We start from the raw sequence: 18,819 nt of genomic DNA, 5'->3' as shown, positions 1-18,819 counted from the left end.
ACCCTAACGGCTGCTGATGCCATCCGGGGATACCGGCGATTTGCCCCATTCATCCTGGTAAAACAGGATGTTTTTCCAATGGACACCAGAAGACCGGATACAACGGAGCCAATCCGTGGCATCAGCAGCCCTGACGGCCTTAACGCCGGAAATCTCCGCTCCCCGCACATCATCGAGGAACAGCGCATAACGGCTATCCCGCTTTTCATAATTGAACGAACTTTCCCTGATCGTCAATCCTTCCACATGGCGCGCCCATAGCCCATATGAAGGCTGGACCTTCAGGTTGGATACATTGTACTGCCCCACACCCAGCTCCGGTGGCCGGTTGGCCGTATCCGCCAGCGGACGCCCGCCTTTATCAGTAATGTGTACATCATTAAAAACAACATTCCGGATATAACCGGTGTGACGGCCATCCGGCAGGGTGAAATCCAGTCCGCCTTCCACATCACTTGACGCTGGCAGGCCGTAACCGGCAATAATGGAAGTAGAACGTCCCTGTGAGCCATCGAACGGTTTCCAGCGGGTACCATGGCCGAAAGAACTGCCACTGTACACTTCTGTGATATCGATACTGTTGATGATGATGTTTTCCACCTGTCCGATGCTGACGTTTTGCACCAGCAATTCCGTGCGCTTGCGGTCTTCTTCCCGGAAGCTGTATTTGCCTACTGTAGCGCCGATGACACGTCCCCGGTTGGAGATGGAGATAAAAAACGGCGCCGTTGTCCGCATCATGCGGGAACGCTGGTTCACCGGACCGGTATGCCCACAATTGAGGTGGATATCCTTCACATGGGCGCCATCATTGGTGGAGATGGAAAACCCGGCCTTATTAGCGCCGAGCACATAGATATTGTCCACACAGATGTCCATGATATCGTCCGCCGTTTCGGAGCCTACCTGGAAAAGGTTGCAGTTGGTATCACCGATCACGTTACGCACCCGGTAATGCCGCGCCGGACGGGTAAATCCGAGAGAGCAGTCAGATCCCGGTTTGACGATATCATCTGAACTGACGCGGGAATAAATATTCCGTACCGTTACCTGGTTACAGGCCATAAAATCATAGATGTCCCGTACATTGGTCTGGTTCATTTTGCCGAAGTAGGTATCATGCACAAAAAGTGTGTCCGTGCCGGTGGCCAGCAGCACGAAGTGGCCGGCGCGGTCTATCTGTAGCATGTTACTGTCGTCAAAATTGTCTTGTCCCACGTAGTAGGGCATGTCTTTGGTGGAATCGTACCACAGATCATTATCCCGGTGAATGCCGCCTATCTCCACATTGGTACATAGTTTCAGCGAGAACATTTTATCCCCGCGTTTGTCGGGTGTGTTGTTCATCACTTTGTCACTGGTGACGAGGTTGCCATTGCCTGTGATGAGGCCGTTGCCGATGATTTTGATATTATCCAGCCGTTCACCGAAGAACATCGCATTGTGAAAGTAATGATGCCCTACGTCTTGTTTGGTGAGGTAGTTTTCCGGGTCTTCATATGGACCGGGGTCTATGGGTGAAAGGCCGGAGCGGTAGGCCCGGTCGCTGAACCAGGTGGTTTCCGGAGCATCAGCGCCTTTCAGTGCCCGGATAGTGGCCTGTTTGCCAATGTAGAGGTATACGTTGCTTTGCAGGTGCACCGTCCGCACGTTGAAGATGCCTTCGCTGAAGAACAGCGTGCCACCACCGATGTTATGGACGAAGGTGATCGCTTCGTTGATACGGTCTGTATGGTCTGTAGTGTCATTGCCATACACGCCGAACTGCTTCACATCCAGCAGGCCGGTATAATAACTGGTAATGTTGGAACGGCCGTTTTTTAATACCAGCCGGAAATGATACAGTTTATCCTTGCGCAAACCGGTGATGACAGCGGTACCATGTTCCACGTCTATCGTGGCTTTAGCGGCCGACCAATGGCGGCCGGTGTCTGTTGATAGTTCTATGGATGCCTTCCCGGCAGCTATCGGCGTCCAGCGGAAATGCGCCTGGGTGTAGTCGTTGGACAGTTCATGATAAGGTTTGTCCTTTATCAGTACCCTTTTAAAATCGGTGATGGTATTCGTTACCCAGAGAGATGCCGTTTCCCTTGCAAGACCGGAGCTGGTGAGTATAGCGGGCTTTGAAGTAGTGCAGGCTGCGCTGATGAAATACTGGCCGGTATTCGTTGGCATCACATCGTGTATTGTCAGGACGATATCTGGTCCGTTTGCCGGGCGCAAGTCCAGGTGCCGGAGCGTGAGGGTAGTTCCTCCGTCCGGTTCTTTCGAGATCACGGCCTCGCCTACACGTGTATAGGAATAGCGGGTACCGGTGCGGCCAATAGATTGACTGGGCAGGTCTTTCAGCAGCACGGTGCCGCGGCCTATCACGTTGACGGTGGTATTCTCTTCCGTGATGTTGATGCCGGCAGGGAATCTTATTGACACCATGGCGTCGGGGCTTCGCTGGCCGGCGGTGTAATGCAGCGTGAGGGTATTTTTGATTTGTGCTGTTATCGTTGGCTTCTGTAGCTCCAATTGGCCGGTGAGGGCGCGTTGTTGCGGAAGCAGGTAGTAAGTCGTGCTGCCTCTGGCGTTAGTGAGCGTGAGGCGGTCGCCTGCGGCGATGAGGCCGGAGTCTTTGGGTTTGCCATCGGCGGAGGTGATCTGGCGGCGAAATATGGCGACGTTGGTTTGGAGTTCTGCTAACAGATGTGCTACCGTAGTGGCGGTGCTGATCAGGCCTTCGTTTTCTTTAGTATCTACTGTGTAGGCGTAGGTGCTGCCGGTTACCAGCTTTATCGTATCTGCGGAAATGGCAGCGATGTGCGGGGAAACTGGTTTGGCCTCAGCGCGGGGCAGTGGCAGCGGGATGGCTGTCCTATTGGCGTTGTGCCTTGCTGGATCGGAAGCTGCTGCCGCTATGGAGGCCGTTGCGGTTAGTATGCTGATTAGGAAGATGAATGTATTTTTCATAACGAAAGGGAATTGGGCTTAAGTTAAGCAATCGATTGAAATTTTTATAGTTTTGGTTCGGGGAACTGGTGCTAATTCTCTTCCTATGTCCCGATTTTAATTAGTCTTGAAATGTGTAAACCGGGTTAAGATTTGTACCTTAATAAAACGGAGATGATATTCCTTCATTAGCTAACAGTCTATCCAATAGACTAGTAAACTGAATACAGTTGGCACTTACACGGTTATCAAAATGATACAGATTTGATGATTAGTAACGAGGCCTCACCCATGAAGCGCATTATTTGCATATAAATTATCCTAATAAGTCGTCGATCTCCGGGGGAAATCGTATCATTGGTAATCGACGACTCTTTCTTCCAGAAAATGGAACGTTGGTAACTTGAAAGTCTTGCTGACAGGGAGATGATTTTTTGATTTGGAAGGGTTTTAATTGGACCATAGAGGAATTGAAACCTATCAAGGCTCGAAAAGGTCTTGGTGTGTTCCTTGTTTTAATTGGACCATAGAGGAATTGAAACATTTTCGGTTCATATGCTGAGTCTATGCAGCTTATGTTTTAATTGGACCCTAGAGGAATTGAGACGCGAATAGTACCCCCTGCTTATGTGCTTCTATAAGTTTTAATTGGACCATAGAGGAATTGAAACGTACTGTGGAGATCACCCGATTTACTGCGCATTGCTGTTTTAATTGGACCATGAAGGAGTTGAAAGATTCTACCGTTGGCCATGGCGTTCTAAACTTTCAAGAGTTTTAATTGGACCATGAAGGAATTGAAAGGAGGTAGACCCTTCCCTTGCTGGTGATGTAAACATTGTTTTAATTGGACCATAAGGAAATTGAAAGTAAATTATCGTTATTACGATACTAACAAGAAAGGGGTTAATTTGACCATAGAGGAATTGAAAGTCCATGCTGTCCCCTCTTACCTCAAAAGCCAGATAAGTTTTAATTTGACCATAGAGGATTTGAAAGTGATAAACCATGAGACCATCCGCCGCCACAGTACCGCATTTTAATTTGACCATAGAGGATTTGAAACAGAGTAGACTCACTACCAGTTAGTACATAGTAGATTGTTTTAATTGAATCACAGAGGAATTGAAATTTTTTAGCCAGGAAGCTTACGCCGAAGGCGCCACGTTTTAATCAAACTATGAAGGAATTGAAAACCGGCTCCCATAAAGTCCTGTTTCGAGTTCTTCTCCGTTTTAATCGGATCATGAAGGAATTGAAACTGTTAGACAAAAGCGCAATTATCCACTATCCATACAGTTTTAATTGGACCATGATGGAATTGAAACTACACTTTTGCTGCTATTCGCCGGTGAAGGACAGGGGGTTGATCTGATCATGAAGGAATTGAAATCAGCTACTGCTATATTCCCAGTAGCGAGGAAATCTAGTTTTACTTGGACCATAGAGGAATTGAAATGTTTTTATGCCCAACAGCATCGGACTGGTGATTCAATTGTTAGTTGGACCACAGGGGAATTGAAATATAGCATAGAGGTTTTCGAATATGCTTGTAACTCCGTTTTAATAGTCCCCCAAGGAATTGAAATAACTTTTCGCTTCGCACATTGATAAGAGTCAACAGTATTTTTATCTATCACCAAAGACTTCAAACACTCACAAAGTCCAGGAAGTCTGTATCTTACACCCGATAGACCTGCAATACAAGACATACACCCAAACAACAAAATCCTCCATCATGAAAATATCCATCCTCGACCACCTCGTCCTCACCGTCGCTGACATAGACACCACCTGCCGCTTCTACCAGGAAGTCCTGGGCATGGAACTCCAAACCTTCGGCGACAACCGCAAGGCCCTCAAATTCGGCCAACAAAAAATCAATCTGCATCAAAAGGGGAAAGAGTTTGAGCCGAAGGCGACATATCCGACACCCGGCTCGGCGGATCTTTGCTTTATAACGGAAACACCTATACGCGAAGTAAAAGAGGAATTATTCAATAAAAACATTCCCCTCCTGGAATCAGAAGTAAAAAGGACGGGCGCCAATGGCCCTATTATCTCCATCTACTTCCGGGACCCGGACGGGAATCTGATAGAAGTGAGCAATTATCTGGATATTTAGTCATTTTGAAATTTGATTATTTATATGCTACCTAAAATAAACAGCTGTTGATGAGAAGAAAAATCTCCCAATAACTAAATATCCAAATGTCTCTGGAACTCCTCCAGGAACTGCCCTACATGGTATCCATCCATCAGTGCATGATGCACATGTACCGATACCGGCATCATCATCTTCCCTTCTTTTTCGGTCATCTTACCGAAAGATATTTTGGGGCAGCTGTCTTTAAAAGAAAAGCTGCGGGCATGCGATAACGAAGTGAACTCGATCCATGGCATAGAAGAACAGTGTACCACATTTTCTCCGGATACAGCGGGTACAAGCCCTGTGCTGCTCCGTACCCGCTCTGACTCTTCACCTGCGGTAGCTGCAAACGTTTTAAAGTCCGCATGATACGGAAAGTAAGCAAATCCGAATGTACCGTCCGGCCGGTTGATGGTAGGCGAAGGATCGATATGATCGTATATCCATACCTGTTTGTCAATGATACGGTAACGGAAAGGTTCTATAGAGTTCATGGCTACCATGGCTTTATGCAGGTAGTACAGGAAAAAGGAATATCCGTATGCCTTTGATACAAAATACGCACGGGTACAGTCCACGTTTACGCATACCCCAAAAAAGGGTTCCTCGAACTGACTAAAAAAATGATAATGGTCTTTTCTGGCCCAGGTGTTTATGTCCAGTTGTTGTTTCATGACAATAGTTTCGGCAGTATGGCCGTAATGTTTTCAAATGAATAAAATCTTTCTTCTTTCACTTCCTCTTCCACTACTTCGTGTGCCCATACGGTATGGTAAGGAATATGAATGGCGTGCCCACCGATGGCCAGCACCGGCATGATATCTGATTTGATGGAGTTGCCGATCATCAGGAAAGCTTCCGGCGGACAATCAAGATGACGAAGCAATTTCTGATAGTCCTTTTCTTTTTTATCGCTCATAATTTCGATATGATGGAAATAGTGAGCGAGACCGGATTTATTGAGCTTCCTTTCCTGATCGAGCAGGTCGCCTTTGGTGGCCACTACGAGGCGGTATTTGCCTTTGAGGGCTTCGAGGACTTCTTTCACACCGTCCAGCAACTCGATATCCTTGTTCAGCTGCTCTTTGCCATATTCCAGCACTTTAGCGATCAACAACGGGCTGGCGGTATTTTCTGTCACACGCAGAATAGTTTCTATCATAGCCAGCATGAACCCTTTTACGCCGTAACCATACAGCGACAGGTTCTCCATCTCTGTTTTAAATAGTTCCTGCGCCACGGTATGATGAGGCAGGTAGTCTTCCAGGAGACCGCAGAATTTGTCCTCTACTTCCCGGAAATAAGGTTCATTGACCCATAAGGTATCATCGGCGTCGAAGGCGATGGTTTGTATGCCTTTCATAAATTCTTAAAATTTCCGTAAAATTAATAGCTTCAACTGCGAAAAAACGGGACATTTGTCCCAGCTTACTATGATACATACCAATCGCGCTATTTTAACATTCATTGAAAACCAGCTGACGGAAGCCGAGAAAAAAGACCGGGTATTTCTGCAGACCTGGCCCGCCGGCGGCCACCTGCTGAAGCAGGGACAGGGCAACAAATACGTGTTCGTACAACAGACCGGGCTTTCCAAAGTGCATATCACAGAAGATAATGGGAAGGATTTTATTGTCCAGTTTTTGGGAGAAGGTGAACTCCTGGGAGAAATTGAAGTGATTCAAAAGACACCGAACCTGACCACGGTGACGGCGCTCACCGAAGTAACGGCCTGGTGTATCACCACCGATTATTTTGCTTACCTGATCACGCATAACCCGGAACTGAACAGGCTGTTGTTACTGTCGCTCGCGCACCGGCTGAACCAGACCTCTGCACGGGCCTCCTATCAACAAGTTTACCCGGCTGAGTACGCCATGTTAAAATTATTGTCTGTCCTTGCTACCCAACAAACCAGTTTTGCTAAAAAAGACCTGGCCGATTACCTGGGCGTATCCGTGAGAAGTTTTAACCGCTCCCTCAAACAATTACGGGAAAGGAGCATCATTCACCCCGATAGTTTTGATCTGTATATCGAAAGAGATGTATTTGAGCGCCTGATGCGGGAATATGGGGAATAGTGTAACCGCCCGACTGAATCAAAATAAAAACCCTGGCCTATAAAAAGCCAGGGCCAAATGATGATATCGTACTAGCAGCTCAATATTTATCCAGCAACTGTTTCATCGTGGATACAATTTCCGGGTACTTAGCTGCCACATTATGTTTTTCACTGTTGTCCAGCGTCAGGTTATACAGTTCCACTTCCGGCGTTTTGCCTTTTTCCACCGTAGCGATGCGCAGTTTCCAATCGCCAAGGCGTACAGCTTCTAGTTTACCAACGGCACTCAGATAAAAGAGCGGCCTTTCCGGCAGCCGTGACTGGCGACCGGTAATATGTCCCCAGCAATTGATCCCGTCCAGGTTGGCGGGCAACGGCTGCGTATAGCCGGTAGCGGTAGCCAGCGTCGGCAAGATGTCATTGATAATAAAAGGCTGGTCTCCTTCGGTGCCCGCAGGGATACGGCCGGGCGCCCAGGCAATGAACGGCTCGCGGTGCCCTCCTTCATAGGTATTGGCTTTACCGCCACGGAAAGGCCCTGTGGAGCCGTGGTCCCATGGTTTTACGATATCACGCTGCAACATGCGGTCGGGCATGGCATTCCAGGGACCATTGTCGCTGGTGAACATCACGATGGTATTTTTATCGAGCTTCAGTTCACGTAGCAAAGCAATGATTTTTCCAATGCAGGCGTCCTGCTGTTCAATCACATCTCCGTATAGGCCTGCACGTGACTTACCGGCCCATTCGTGGGGAACGGCCAGCGGCGCATGCGGCATCGGGAAAGGCAGGTACAGGAAAAACGGCTGGCTGCTCTTGCTGGCGCGGTGGATGTAAGCCAGCGCGCTATCGGTATACCAGCCCATCAGTTTACTGTAGTCCGGTTTTTCTATAACACGGGTATTATCATGGAAGACAGCCAGCGTGGTATCAGTATTCACGAAAGGCGACTGGTAGTCGTGGCTGTACAACATGCCGAAGAAATGATCAAAACCATGCGACAACGGGCGGGTATTGGCCTTGTCGCCCAGGTGCCATTTACCGATCATCATGGTCTGGTAATGGTTGGCCTTAAACATTTTGGCGAGGGTGAAAATGCTGTCTGCCAATGCGTGGCTATCGCCAGGCGCCACGGCATAAGGCATGTTCACTTTATCGGGATAACGGCCGGTCAACAATGATGCCCGGCTGGGCGTACAGGATGGTGCAGACACCATAAAGCCTGTGCTGCGGAAACCTTCTTTAGCCAGGCGGTCCAGCTGTGGCGTCCGGATCAGCGGGCTACCATAACAACTGGCATCACCATAACCCATATCATCGGCCAGGATAAAGATCACATTAGGCTTGCGCTGCTGGGCGGAGAGTTGTAAGGACAACAGGGCCGGCAGCAGCCATAAAAGCGTTTTCTTCATTGTTGTAGACTGTTTTCGTACTGCGAATTACAAATTTTACCACGGAATTTCCGGAGAAATTATCCACGGAGGAAGCTGGCCAGGTAAGGAGCGGTGCGACTGCCCTTCGCTTTGGCCACCGTGGCCGGCGTACCGGTAGCAACAATGTGGCCGCCTTCTTCGCCTGCACCCGGACCGATATCGATCACCCAGTCGCTGGCGGCTACCACCCGCATGTCATGTTCCACTACGATGACGGTATTACCGGCATCCACCAGCCCTTCCAGCTGCGCGACGAGTTTTTCTGTATCGGATGGATGTAAACCGGTAGTGGGTTCGTCGAGCACATACAGCGTATCTCCACGACCCATACGTTGCAGCTCTGTGGCCAGTTTGATACGTTGCGCTTCGCCGCCCGACAGCTGCGTGGCCGGCTGACCAAGACGCAGATACCCCAGCCCTACTTCCCGCAGCACACTCAGCGAACGATGTATTTTCGGATCATCGGCAAAGAACTCATAAGCTGCATCCACCGTCAGCTCCAGCACTTCCGCGATATTCTTGTCTTTATAAGTGATCTCCAGTGTCTGGGCATTGTACCGGGCGCCATGACAGGTAGGACAGGGCGCATATACGCTAGGCAGGAACAGCAGTTCCACCATCACAAAACCCTCCCCCTGGCAGGTTTCGCAGCGTCCTTTCGCGACGTTGAAAGAAAACCTGCCGGCATCATATTTGCGCGCACGGGCTGTCTTGGTATCTGCAAACAATTTCCGGACATGATCAAACAATCCGGTATAGGTGGCCAGGTTAGAACGGGGCGTACGGCCAATCGGTTTCTGGTCCACCTGCACCAGGCGTTTTATATGTTCCATGCCTCCGGTGATGTGACCTCCCAGCGTTATAGGCATCGGTTGGTCCAGCCCCTCCCCTTCTTCAGTTTCAGCCTGTAGCTCAACGCCCAGCTGTGTTGCCACCAGTTCCACCAGCACCTGGCTAACGAGGCTGGATTTACCGGAGCCGGAAATGCCCGTCACCGTGGTCATACAGCCTAAAGGGAAAGCTGCGGCAAGTTCATGAAGGTTATTGCGCGTCACGCCTTCCAGTTGCAACCATCCGGTTGGTTTGCGGACATCACGGGGCGCCATCTTTTCTTCTGCAAAGAGGTATTCGCGGGTACGGGAGGTTTTCACCGCTGCCAGTCCGGCAGTAGGGCCACTGTACAGGATATGCCCGCCATGCTCACCGGCAGCGGGACCAACATCCACAATCCAGTCGGCATGACGGATCACGTCAAGATCATGCTCTACCACAAAGAGCGAATTACCGGAGGCTTTAAGTCTTTCGAGGGCGCGCAGCAGCGCCGCGGTATCCGCCGGATGCAGGCCGGCAGAAGGCTCGTCCAGCACATATACTACGCCGAAGAGGTTGGAACGTACCTGTGTGGCCAGCCTTAAGCGTTGCAGTTCACCGGGCGATAAGGTAGGCGTGCTGCGTTCCAGGAGGAGGTATCCCAAACCCAGTTCCAGCAATACTTCCAACCGCCCTACCAGGTCGGCAGCAATGCGTTGGGCCACAATGGCCCTTTCCGGATGATCGGTGTTATTGTTAACTTTCCCTTCCCCATAAGGACGCATCAGTTCCGTGAGGCGGGACAACGGCAGGCGGGCGATTTCCCCGATGTCCATACCGGCGAAGGTCACAGACAGCGAGGCAGGTTGCAGCCGCTTGCCCTGACAGGTGGGGCATTCCGTACTTTCCATGTACTGCGATACTCTTTTCTTCATGGAAGCACTTTCTGTATTGGCGAACGTATGCAACACATAACGGCGGGCGCCGGAGAAGGTGCCCATATACGAAGGTTCTACTTTCTGTTTGATAGCCCTCTTCACTTCTTCATGGGAGAAACCAGGATACACCGGCACCACAGGCTGGTCTTCGGTAAACAGTATCCAGTCGCGGTCCTTTTGGGGTAGCTCTTTCCATGGTTTGTCCACATCATAGCCCAGGGTGATAAGGATATCGCGCAGGTTCTGTCCGTACCAGGCGGTAGGCCATGAAGCGATGGCGCGCTCCCGGATGGTAAGCGTATCGTCTGGTACCATGGAGCGTTCTGTCACTTCATATACTCTTCCGAGGCCGTGGCATTGCGGACAAGCGCCGGCCGGTGTATTGGGTGAAAATGCTTCGGCTTCGAGATGTGGTTGTCCTTTGGGATAATGCCCTGCCCGGGAGTAAAGCATGCGCAACAGGTTGGACAAGGTAGTGACGCTGCCTACGGAAGACCGTGTGGTAGGCAGTCCCCGTTGTTGCTGTAAAGCCACCGCTGGTGGCAGCCCGGTGATTTCATCCACCTCCGGTACCGACATCTGGTGAAATAATCTGCGGGCATACGGCGATACCGATTCCAGGTAACGGCGCTGCGCTTCTGCATAGAGGGTGCCAAATGCCAGTGATGATTTGCCCGATCCGGATACGCCGGTAAACACTACCAGCGCATCTCTCGGTATGTCAAGGTCTACATTTTTGAGGTTATGCTCGCGTGCCCCGCGTACACGCAAAAATCCTTTCTGTTCTGGTGATGCAGGGTCTCCTGTTGTTTTTTGCATGCTTTGGGCGCACAAAGACTGTGCCCGCTGTGATCATCCAACAAAAAAATACATAATAAATATTTTTTTAATATTTTCACTTTGCAAAAGCACTATTTATCCCATGAAAAAACAACTCGTACTGTTGGCAGCAGGAGCCCTGGCATTGGTCTCCCAACAGGGACTGTCACAAACTGTCACCTATGTCAATTACAAAGCCCCCGTTTTCAGACATGCCACTGATCAACGTTTCAGTAATCACCGCCAGATCTTCTTTATGGCAGACATCAATCCGGCCCTGTGCAACCAGATCGTGTCTTCTGCCATCAAAAAAGATTCTGCACAAGCTATCTTCCAGCGCGCTGCGGCAGAAGAATTTGAAAAACTGAAATACAGCACCGTGAAAGATTCGCTCGATATGAGCGTGGCCATCATGGTACGAGACCTCGACATCACGCCGTACCAGGGCGCCGGCGGCCTCGGTAGCTTCAACACCGGTACCACTTACACCGTAAACGGCAATGTGACGGAGTATGTGTTCAACAAAAGCGGGGAACCGTATGTGCAACGCAACATTAAACTGCCGGGCACTGTTACCCTCACAGAAGCGGATGCTATTGTTACGCCTTTCAACAAAGTACTGGCCAACAATAAATCAGTGGACATGTACCGGGTAATGATGAAATGCGTTAAACAGATCGCCCTTGAAAGAAAGAAGGTACTGGCAGATGATTTTTATGAAGAAGAAATATCACTCCCCATCATCTACCGGGCTAAGAAAAAATATCCTGAATTCGCCGCCATCGATTCTCTCAACGAAGTGCTGATCAATGAACTGAAGAAAAAGGATACCAAAGACTATACAGCCCTGGTAAAACCTTACGAGAAAACTTACCAGCAAATGCTGCAGCAGGAATACCCGAAAGACTACAACCTGAAACCGATCAAGATTACCGCGTATTCCCAGCTGGCTTATCTGTACTACCTCGCCAGCGATACCGTGAACCTGAAAATCACCATGGATTCCCTGTATGCCAACTCCTATAAATTCCTCGGCGCCAGAACGGACTACGATGCACGCGGGCCACTCATGAAAACCCTCACCGGTTATTATGCCTCCGCCAATGCCCGTAAATATCCGCTGGACTCTACTACCGGTCAGGTACGGGATAAAATGTTCTCTACCCAGAAACTGGCAGAAGGCTGGATACTGCTCACCGAAGGTGACACCATCAAAGGTCATCATATCGAAGAAAAATTTGCCGGCTCCATCCTCAATCTCGATGCAGGCATCTACATTAAATATGAAATCACCAACGAAAAAGGAAAACAGGTAGAAAAAAGCTACAAGATCAATAACATCAAGTCTTTCGGCTATCTCAACCGCCTCTTTGAAGTACACAAGTTCAAACCTACTTTCCTGCAAAGTAAGGCACTGAGCTTCGATATGCTCAAAGCGAAAAGTTACCCAGTGGAAGTGATCTACAATTCTCCCAAAATCAAAATCCTGAAAGAAAACTACGGCGACGAACCTACGAACATGATCCTGTTCATCCGTCCAGGTGAAACAGAAGTAGCCAATCAGGGCCGCGACTGGGAAAAGAAAAAAGATGAAATGCTGAAAGAGTACTTCAAAGATTCTCCGGCTGTGTTAAGCAAACTCACCAGCAACAGTTATGACCTGAAAACAGAGAAAGGATATCTCCAACTCGCACAGGATTATTCAAAATAAAAAGAAACATGTTTGCTGTCAAACAACAAGAAGCTGCCTTACATTACTTTTGAGACAGCTTCTTGTTGTTTAACACCTGCAAGCATGTTAATGGGACGGTGCATTTGCGTGTTTGCAGCTTATACCTCGATTTGAATTATTAAGGCCTTTTATTCTCTAACTTAAATTTCAAATTTCATGAAAAAAACCGCTATGATTTTTCAAGGTATCGTCTTTTTGACAATGGCGTCGTTCGCTTCTTTGACTTCATGTCAAAAAGAGCTGCAGAGCCCTATTGCAGCTTCACAGAAAACAAATGCCAAGTCCTCATTAAACGTTATTGCAAGCGGTGATACCTTGCTGAACGTCACTTATGAATCCGGCACGCTTAACTCAGGCATTACAGGGCTTGGCAGCACAAGCGCCTCCGCACCTGATGCCGCTTACATGATCTCCCCCGGCAAGACAGGAAACTATGGCATCGCCCATAAAGTAGTATTAGATGATACCGCTTATCTTTCAGCAGGCCAGCCCAGAAGCGAAAGCGATGCCCTGGGCATTACCAACGCAAGGTTTCAGCCAGGCTATGCAAGACGCTACGAATTCAGTGTTTTGTTAAAAGACTGGACCACATGGACTTCTTCCATGCCAGCCGATGCAGATATTTTATTTCAGGCCAAGCCAACAAGTGGCGGGCCTTTTTTCTTTATAGCAGCCAAAAGGAATGCTATTGTCTTCAGACATGGCGCAACAGCCCAGGACAACCTGGTATCCGATTACACCAGCTATATTAATCAATGGATAGACTTTCGGGTAGATGTGTTATGGTCTAATAGCGGCACTGGCACCTACAGCGTATATACCCGTCTTCCAGGAGGGAATTATACGTTGAAAGCTCAATATAGCAACGAGTCCAACTACAGCTCCACCAGCGCTTATGGCTATATTAAATGGGGTCTTTACCGTGCAGACCAATCAACAGCCAATGGTTCTGTTACCACACGCATAGCCTATCATGACAACATCAGTATTATTGCACTCTGACCAAAACGAAATAAACATTAAAAAAGAAGCATCCAGTATCAGGATGCTTCTTTTTTAATGTTTATCTATTCAACTTCTCTCGCAGGATGTCCTGCAACAGCGGCAGGCTGTCAATCTGGTCCGAACGTTCCTGCTTTCTTTCGTATATGATTTTGCCTGTCGGGTCAATCAAAAATAAACGAGGTAGCGATGCAACAGCGTATTTATCAGTAAATGTATCATCCCATTTGAGTTTTATCCAGCTGACCTCATACTTCTCCACAGCCTTCAAAAAAGCGGTAGTGTCCTTATCTGCTGAAACGCCGATCACGGCCAGCTGGTCACGGCTATAAAGGCCATGTATCTTTTTAATGGCCGGCAGCTCCGCCACACAAGGTTCACACCACGAAGCCCAGAAGTTCAGCAGCACATACTTTCCTTTGTAATCTGCCAATGAAATCTTATTTCCCTGTGTATCCGTGGTCGTGAAATCAGGTGCCTGTACCCCAGGCCCTACTTCCCGCGCAGCCAGCCATCGCAGGACGTTTTCCCGCTCAAATGCATATTCCTTTTTCTTTGGGACGTTCAGCTCCAGCAACGTCCGAAGTTGCGCCGGCGTAACACCATCATATCCGTAAGGCACTACACTGCCCAGCCCTACCAGGTTTTTCCGAATGAGCCATAATGCATAATATGAGCCTTTTACCTGTTGCAGAAAAGCCAGTTTACGGTTATCCACTACTTTCAGCTTTTCAAAGAAGATCTTCCGCTCGGGGCTGTCCAACTGCAGGATGGCCTGCTCATGCTGGTCCCAATAATTGTCCCTGTCTTTTTCAGCGTCAGCAATGAAAGCATAAAAGGCGCTGTCTCCGGCTTTACCCACATCGGTGGCATGGGCCAGCGCCGGATGTTTCCAGTCATTGGTAATACAGATCGTGGCCGGCTGTTCATTTACCCAGCTACGGCTCATCATGGCATCATCGGCGCCGGGACCCTTATATGCTACCAGTATCGTGGCATAAAAACCGTAGTAATCACCGGAAATCTCCATCTTGTTGCCGGCCAGATGGGGAGTTATCCGATTGTAGTCTTTTCCATCTTCATAACTGATAAAAAGGTCTTGTTCACGGGTGCCGGGTGGCACCATGATGGTCACTTTAAAATGCCGGGGCGTCGCAAAACTCTGCATGGACAACAGTACCAGTAAGAAGGCTAATGTTCGCGTAAGGACAGTCATATCATTTTTTTACGAACGTGAAAATAGTGACCGCTATAACGGGAAAGCCTCAACGATCTGTTAATTGTGATATTTTTTGCAACTGTCCATCGAAAACAAAAGGTATTTTTTGCTCAGGCTATTTTCCATCTCTTTATTCGCGAAAGCAAAACAAATTGCAGCGGGAAATACAATACTGCCTGTAACACCCCGGTGACCTCAAAAAGCAGGTCATTGGGCTTTTCATAAAGCGGTGGCGGAAACATCCGGTCAAAAGCCTCCGGCGAAATACCGGCATAATACAGGATGTCTTTCAACAGGTGATTGTACACCCCTTCATACAGACCGATGAGCAACACCGGTATGATCCAGATCAACATCATGTAAATACGGCGCACCCAAAGGCGGTCCCGCTGCAGCAACATGCGGTGAAGCTGCCATAGTACCAGCATCGCAGGCAGCGCAACAAATACCGTATGCAAACGCCAGTGACTGTGATAAATAACTGCACCGTATACGTGGTGAACGGCAGTCAACAACAGGATGGCCACCGCCAGTCCGGTAACTTTTTTTAATACTTGTTCAGGTATCATTTCTCCTAATTTTTTGCAAGGATATGCTTACATTGCTTGTCAGACAAGTAGTCAGAAAAGCCTTACCTGGTCAGGAAAACCAGACCATTGCTGACAATAAATGCATTATGACGACATGGAAAACAAAAAAAATTTTCACGCCACCGTCCACTATGATCCGGCGATTTGTCCGGTAGCCCGGACATTAAAAATTATCGGTGGCAAATGGAAACCGCTCATCCTTCATCTGATAGGCCAGGATATTAACCGCTTCGGGCAACTTCGGCAATGTATGCCCGGTATCAGTAAACATATGCTGACAGAGCAACTGCGGGAACTGGAACACGACGGTCTCATCTCCCGCAGTATTTATGCAGAAGTGCCTCCCCGGGTAGAATACAGTCTGACAGGCAAAGGCGGTAGTATGTTGGGCATTACGGCAGCGATCATGGAATGGGGCATGGCGCATTTATAATCCGTGGTAACAAAAAATTCACACATTCATATAATAAACATTGAACTTATCCTGTTTATATTACAGCGTTATCACCAAACAACTGTTATGAGAAACTTATCCCTGTTTATCCTGCTAATAGTATGCGCTACAGGCATGGCCTGTAAAAAAGATGCGACCGGTACGCAACCTGCTTCTCCCGGCTATGAGGCTGTGGACAAAATACTGGATGATTCCGTACCCGTACGGTTCGGCGGAAAGTGTTATGCAGTTATCCATGTCGACGGAAAGGAAGTATATACCCGGAGCTACGGCGGCTACGATGGTAATACCCGTCAACTGATTGCCTCCTGCTCCAAATGGCTGTCAGGTGCCGTGTTAATGAGCCTGGTGGATGAAGGAAAACTGAAACTGACTGATACTGTAGGAAAATTCCTGCCGCTATTTACGGCCAACGGGAAAGGAAATATGACGATCGCGCAACTGTTTTCCCATACGTCCGGCTTTCCCGGCACTTCTACGCAGGACTATGAATCCAACCCGGCCTTGACGCTGGAAACAGCCACAGATGCCATCGCGAAGAATGTGTCACTCGTCACGCCTCCCGGCAAGCTTTTTTATTACGGCCGTATAGGCATGCAAATAGCAGGACGTATCTGTGAGGTAGTCAGCGGTAAAAGCTGGAAGGATTTAGCTGCCGCTAAAATATTCACTCCCTGCGGGATGACCAGCACTGATTACGGGCTAACCGCCAATCCACTGCTGGCCGGCGGGGCACGCAGCACCGCCAATGACTATATGAAATTCCTGGATATGCTGGTTAATAAAGGAGTAACTCCCAACGGCACGCGGGTGCTCAGCGAAGCGGCCATTACCGCTATGGAGCAGGGACAAATAAGCGGATCAACGGTGGGCTATTGTCCTTATCCGCTGGCATGGCTCAACACCCCCAATTTTTACGGCATCGGCAACTGGCGCGATTACACCGGCCCCGGCGATGTGCTCATCGAAAGCAGCAGCCCCGGCGCCTTTGGCAGCTCTCCGTGGATCAACTACCCGAAAAAAATAACGGGCATGATCTTCACCTACATCACCAATGACGGTTATCTCACCGCGGCCCCCACTTACATTAAAGTGAAGACCACCGTGAGAAATATTGTTCAGTAAATAACTACTTATTAACGGCCAGTTTTTTGACGGTTTCCCGGGAAGGAAGCCGGAACCATTCTTTGGCATAAGGTTTCAGCAGATTGCTGGCTGCTGCTGGCCCCCAGGTGCCGGATTCATAAAACTGTAATTGTTTGGAAGGCGATTTTTTCCAGGCATCGAGAATAGGCATGACCACCTTCCAGGCAGCTTCCACCTGGTCGGCGCGCATGAAGAGCGTAGCATCACCGTGCAGTACGTCCAGCAACAACGCTTCGTAAGCTTCCGGCAGTGACTCCGTATAGGCTTCCTGGTAAGTAAAGTCCATTTCTACCGGCACCAGCTTCATTTGCAGGCCAGGTACCTTACTTTCAAACAGGAGGCTGATTTCCAGCTCCGGCTGTATGCTAATGATCAGCCTGTTGGGAACGATATCGTCTTTGAAGATTTTATGCGGTGAATCCTTGAACTGCACCACAATCACGGAAGACTGCCGTGTCATGGATTTGCCGGTACGCAGGAAAAAAGGTACGCCTTCCCAGCGTGGGTTATCGATCAGCATCTTCAGCGCTACAAACGTCTCTGTATTGGATTCCGGCGATACCTGCTCCTCCTGGCGGTAAGCTATCCTGGGCACGTCGTCCACCTCTCCGGCGGTATATTGCGCCCGCACCACGTTTTTAAACACCTGTGGCGTGGTGAAGGGCCGGATATTTTTCAGCACTTTGGTTTTGGCATCGCGGATAGCTTCGGCCTTGTAGGCGCCGGGGCATTCCATGGCCACAATACACAACAGCTGCATCAGGTGGTTTTGTATCATATCGCGCATGGCGCCGGCAGTGTCGTAGTAGCCGCCACGTTTTCCCACACTCACCTGCTCGGCTACACTGATCTGTATGTGATCGATATAGTTTTTATTCCACAACGGTTCAAATACGAAGTTGGCGAAACGGAACGCCATGATGTTCTGCACCGTTTCCTTGCCCAGGTAGTGATCGATACGGTATATCTGTTTCTCTGAAAACCGCTTGGTAAGGAAGCGGTTCAGTTTCCGGGCGGTATCCAGATCGGTACCGAACGGTTTCTCCACCACAATGCGGTCATGTACTTTATTGCTGCACAATTTGCGGGTGTGCAACGCTTCTGCGATCACCTCTATGAAACGTGGCGCCACAGCGAAATAGAACATTCGGTTACCGCGCTGCTTGCTGCTTTTCTCAAAGTCTTCCACTTTTGATTTCAGGGAGACATAGGTTTCTTTTTTGGTAAAGTCCCCTTGCAGATAGCTGATGCGTGCGGCAAAGTCAGCCCATTTCGACGGTTCTGCCTTACCGTTACGGCTGAATTCATTCACACCGGCCAGCAGGTCGTTTTTAAAAGCGGCTTCGTCTACTGTCTGAAAGTCTACACAGAAGATCTCGAACAAAGCGGGCAGGTGGTTCTCTATAAACAGATTATACAGCGCAGGGATCAGCTTACGACGGGTAAGATCGCCCTTGGCGCCGAAAATCGTGATGGCGGCAGGATATGCTTTCTTAGGTTTCATACCCTGAAAATAGTTGATTTTCGA

The 18,819-nt window shown here is 49.0% G+C and carries 14 protein-coding genes; 6 read left to right on the top strand and 8 right to left on the bottom strand.

All coding sequences use genetic code 11. The features are described from left to right. Positions 1–3: 3 nt before the first annotated feature. Positions 4–2,958, bottom strand: a complete 2,955-nt coding sequence (locus tag HHL17_RS32775; protein ID WP_169229008.1) for an endopygalactorunase — start codon at positions 2,956–2,958, stop codon at positions 4–6. Between the two features lie 1,717 nt (positions 2,959–4,675). Between HHL17_RS32775 and HHL17_RS32770 the strand changes: the two genes are divergently transcribed. After that, complete coding sequence (locus tag HHL17_RS32770) at positions 4,676–5,062, top strand: VOC family protein (protein WP_169229007.1); 387 nt, start codon at positions 4,676–4,678, stop codon at positions 5,060–5,062. A 74-nt stretch (positions 5,063–5,136) separates the two neighbouring features. On the opposite strand, the gene HHL17_RS32765 is transcribed toward HHL17_RS32770, so the two are convergent. Further along, complete coding sequence (locus HHL17_RS32765; protein ID WP_169229006.1) at positions 5,137–5,760, bottom strand: chloramphenicol acetyltransferase; 624 nt, start codon at positions 5,758–5,760, stop codon at positions 5,137–5,139. Next, entirely contained in the window at positions 5,757–6,449 is a 693-nt protein-coding gene (locus HHL17_RS32760; RefSeq protein WP_169229005.1) for an HAD family hydrolase, read from the bottom strand. The genes HHL17_RS32765 and HHL17_RS32760 overlap by 4 nt, the downstream gene beginning before the upstream one ends. A gap of 55 nt (positions 6,450–6,504) precedes the next feature. On the opposite strand from HHL17_RS32760, the gene HHL17_RS32755 reads away from it, so the two are divergent. Beyond that, positions 6,505–7,167, top strand: coding sequence for a Crp/Fnr family transcriptional regulator (locus HHL17_RS32755; RefSeq protein WP_169229004.1), 663 nt, complete (start codon positions 6,505–6,507; stop codon positions 7,165–7,167). A 79-nt stretch (positions 7,168–7,246) separates the two neighbouring features. Here HHL17_RS32755 and HHL17_RS32750 read toward each other — a convergent pair whose 3' ends face one another. Together HHL17_RS32750 and uvrA are read right to left on the bottom strand one after the other, a co-directional pair. Further along, entirely contained in the window at positions 7,247–8,560 is a 1,314-nt protein-coding gene (locus HHL17_RS32750; RefSeq protein WP_169229003.1) for a sulfatase-like hydrolase/transferase, read from the bottom strand. Between the two features lie 59 nt (positions 8,561–8,619). Then, complete coding sequence (uvrA, locus tag HHL17_RS32745; RefSeq protein WP_169229002.1) at positions 8,620–11,148, bottom strand: excinuclease ABC subunit UvrA; 2,529 nt, start codon at positions 11,146–11,148, stop codon at positions 8,620–8,622. Between the two features lie 103 nt (positions 11,149–11,251). On the opposite strand from uvrA, the gene HHL17_RS32740 reads away from it, so the two are divergent. After that, on the top strand, positions 11,252–12,859 hold the full coding sequence (locus HHL17_RS32740) for a hypothetical protein (RefSeq protein WP_169229001.1): 1,608 nt from the start codon (positions 11,252–11,254) through the stop codon (positions 12,857–12,859). A 177-nt stretch (positions 12,860–13,036) separates the two neighbouring features. After that, entirely contained in the window at positions 13,037–13,882 is an 846-nt protein-coding gene (locus tag HHL17_RS32735; protein ID WP_169229000.1) for a heparin lyase I family protein, read from the top strand. Between the two features lie 61 nt (positions 13,883–13,943). Here HHL17_RS32735 and HHL17_RS32730 read toward each other — a convergent pair whose 3' ends face one another. Further along, complete coding sequence (locus HHL17_RS32730; RefSeq protein WP_169228999.1) at positions 13,944–15,098, bottom strand: peroxiredoxin family protein; 1,155 nt, start codon at positions 15,096–15,098, stop codon at positions 13,944–13,946. Positions 15,099–15,211: 113 nt separating this feature from the next. Continuing rightward, on the bottom strand, positions 15,212–15,670 hold the full coding sequence (locus HHL17_RS32725; RefSeq protein ID WP_169228998.1) for a hypothetical protein: 459 nt from the start codon (positions 15,668–15,670) through the stop codon (positions 15,212–15,214). A 115-nt stretch (positions 15,671–15,785) separates the two neighbouring features. Between HHL17_RS32725 and HHL17_RS32720 the strand changes: the two genes are divergently transcribed. Both HHL17_RS32720 and HHL17_RS32715 read left to right on the top strand, forming a co-directional pair. After that, the gene (locus HHL17_RS32720) at positions 15,786–16,124 is read left to right on the top strand and encodes a winged helix-turn-helix transcriptional regulator (RefSeq protein ID WP_169228997.1); all 339 of its coding nucleotides are present in this window, start codon (positions 15,786–15,788) and stop codon (positions 16,122–16,124) included. An 87-nt stretch (positions 16,125–16,211) separates the two neighbouring features. After that, positions 16,212–17,270: a serine hydrolase domain-containing protein gene (locus tag HHL17_RS32715; RefSeq protein ID WP_169228996.1), complete on the top strand. Its 1,059-nt coding sequence runs from the start codon at positions 16,212–16,214 to the stop codon at positions 17,268–17,270. Between the two features lie 4 nt (positions 17,271–17,274). Here the strand turns inward: HHL17_RS32715 and zwf are convergent, their stop codons facing one another. Then, positions 17,275–18,795, bottom strand: a complete 1,521-nt coding sequence (gene zwf, locus HHL17_RS32710) for a glucose-6-phosphate dehydrogenase (RefSeq protein WP_169228995.1) — start codon at positions 18,793–18,795, stop codon at positions 17,275–17,277. Between the last annotated feature and the right edge of the window lie 24 nt (positions 18,796–18,819).

Source organism: Chitinophaga fulva, assembly GCF_012927205.1.
In the GTDB taxonomy this organism is placed as follows: domain Bacteria; phylum Bacteroidota; class Bacteroidia; order Chitinophagales; family Chitinophagaceae; genus Chitinophaga; species Chitinophaga fulva.
Note: the sequence above shows the minus strand (reverse complement) of the source record. Positions and strands in the feature narration are given on the sequence as shown.

Bases quoted from the DNA above. Each gene is read 5' to 3' on its own strand.
- zwf (WP_169228995.1), bottom strand. From the start codon at position 18,795: ATGAAACCTAAGAAAGCATATCCTGCCGCCATCACGATTTTCGGCGCC.
- HHL17_RS32770 (WP_169229007.1), top strand. From the start codon at position 4,676: ATGAAAATATCCATCCTCGACCACCTCGTCCTCACCGTCGCTGACATA.
- HHL17_RS32775 (WP_169229008.1), bottom strand. From the start codon at position 2,958: ATGAAAAATACATTCATCTTCCTAATCAGCATACTAACCGCAACGGCC.
- HHL17_RS32715 (WP_169228996.1), top strand. From the start codon at position 16,212: ATGAGAAACTTATCCCTGTTTATCCTGCTAATAGTATGCGCTACAGGC.
- HHL17_RS32720 (WP_169228997.1), top strand. From the start codon at position 15,786: ATGGAAAACAAAAAAAATTTTCACGCCACCGTCCACTATGATCCGGCG.
- HHL17_RS32765 (WP_169229006.1), bottom strand. From the start codon at position 5,760: ATGAAACAACAACTGGACATAAACACCTGGGCCAGAAAAGACCATTAT.
- uvrA (WP_169229002.1), bottom strand. From the start codon at position 11,148: ATGCAAAAAACAACAGGAGACCCTGCATCACCAGAACAGAAAGGATTT.
- HHL17_RS32750 (WP_169229003.1), bottom strand. From the start codon at position 8,560: ATGAAGAAAACGCTTTTATGGCTGCTGCCGGCCCTGTTGTCCTTACAA.
- HHL17_RS32725 (WP_169228998.1), bottom strand. From the start codon at position 15,670: ATGATACCTGAACAAGTATTAAAAAAAGTTACCGGACTGGCGGTGGCC.
- HHL17_RS32740 (WP_169229001.1), top strand. From the start codon at position 11,252: ATGAAAAAACAACTCGTACTGTTGGCAGCAGGAGCCCTGGCATTGGTC.
- HHL17_RS32735 (WP_169229000.1), top strand. From the start codon at position 13,037: ATGAAAAAAACCGCTATGATTTTTCAAGGTATCGTCTTTTTGACAATG.
- HHL17_RS32730 (WP_169228999.1), bottom strand. From the start codon at position 15,098: ATGACTGTCCTTACGCGAACATTAGCCTTCTTACTGGTACTGTTGTCC.
- HHL17_RS32760 (WP_169229005.1), bottom strand. From the start codon at position 6,449: ATGAAAGGCATACAAACCATCGCCTTCGACGCCGATGATACCTTATGG.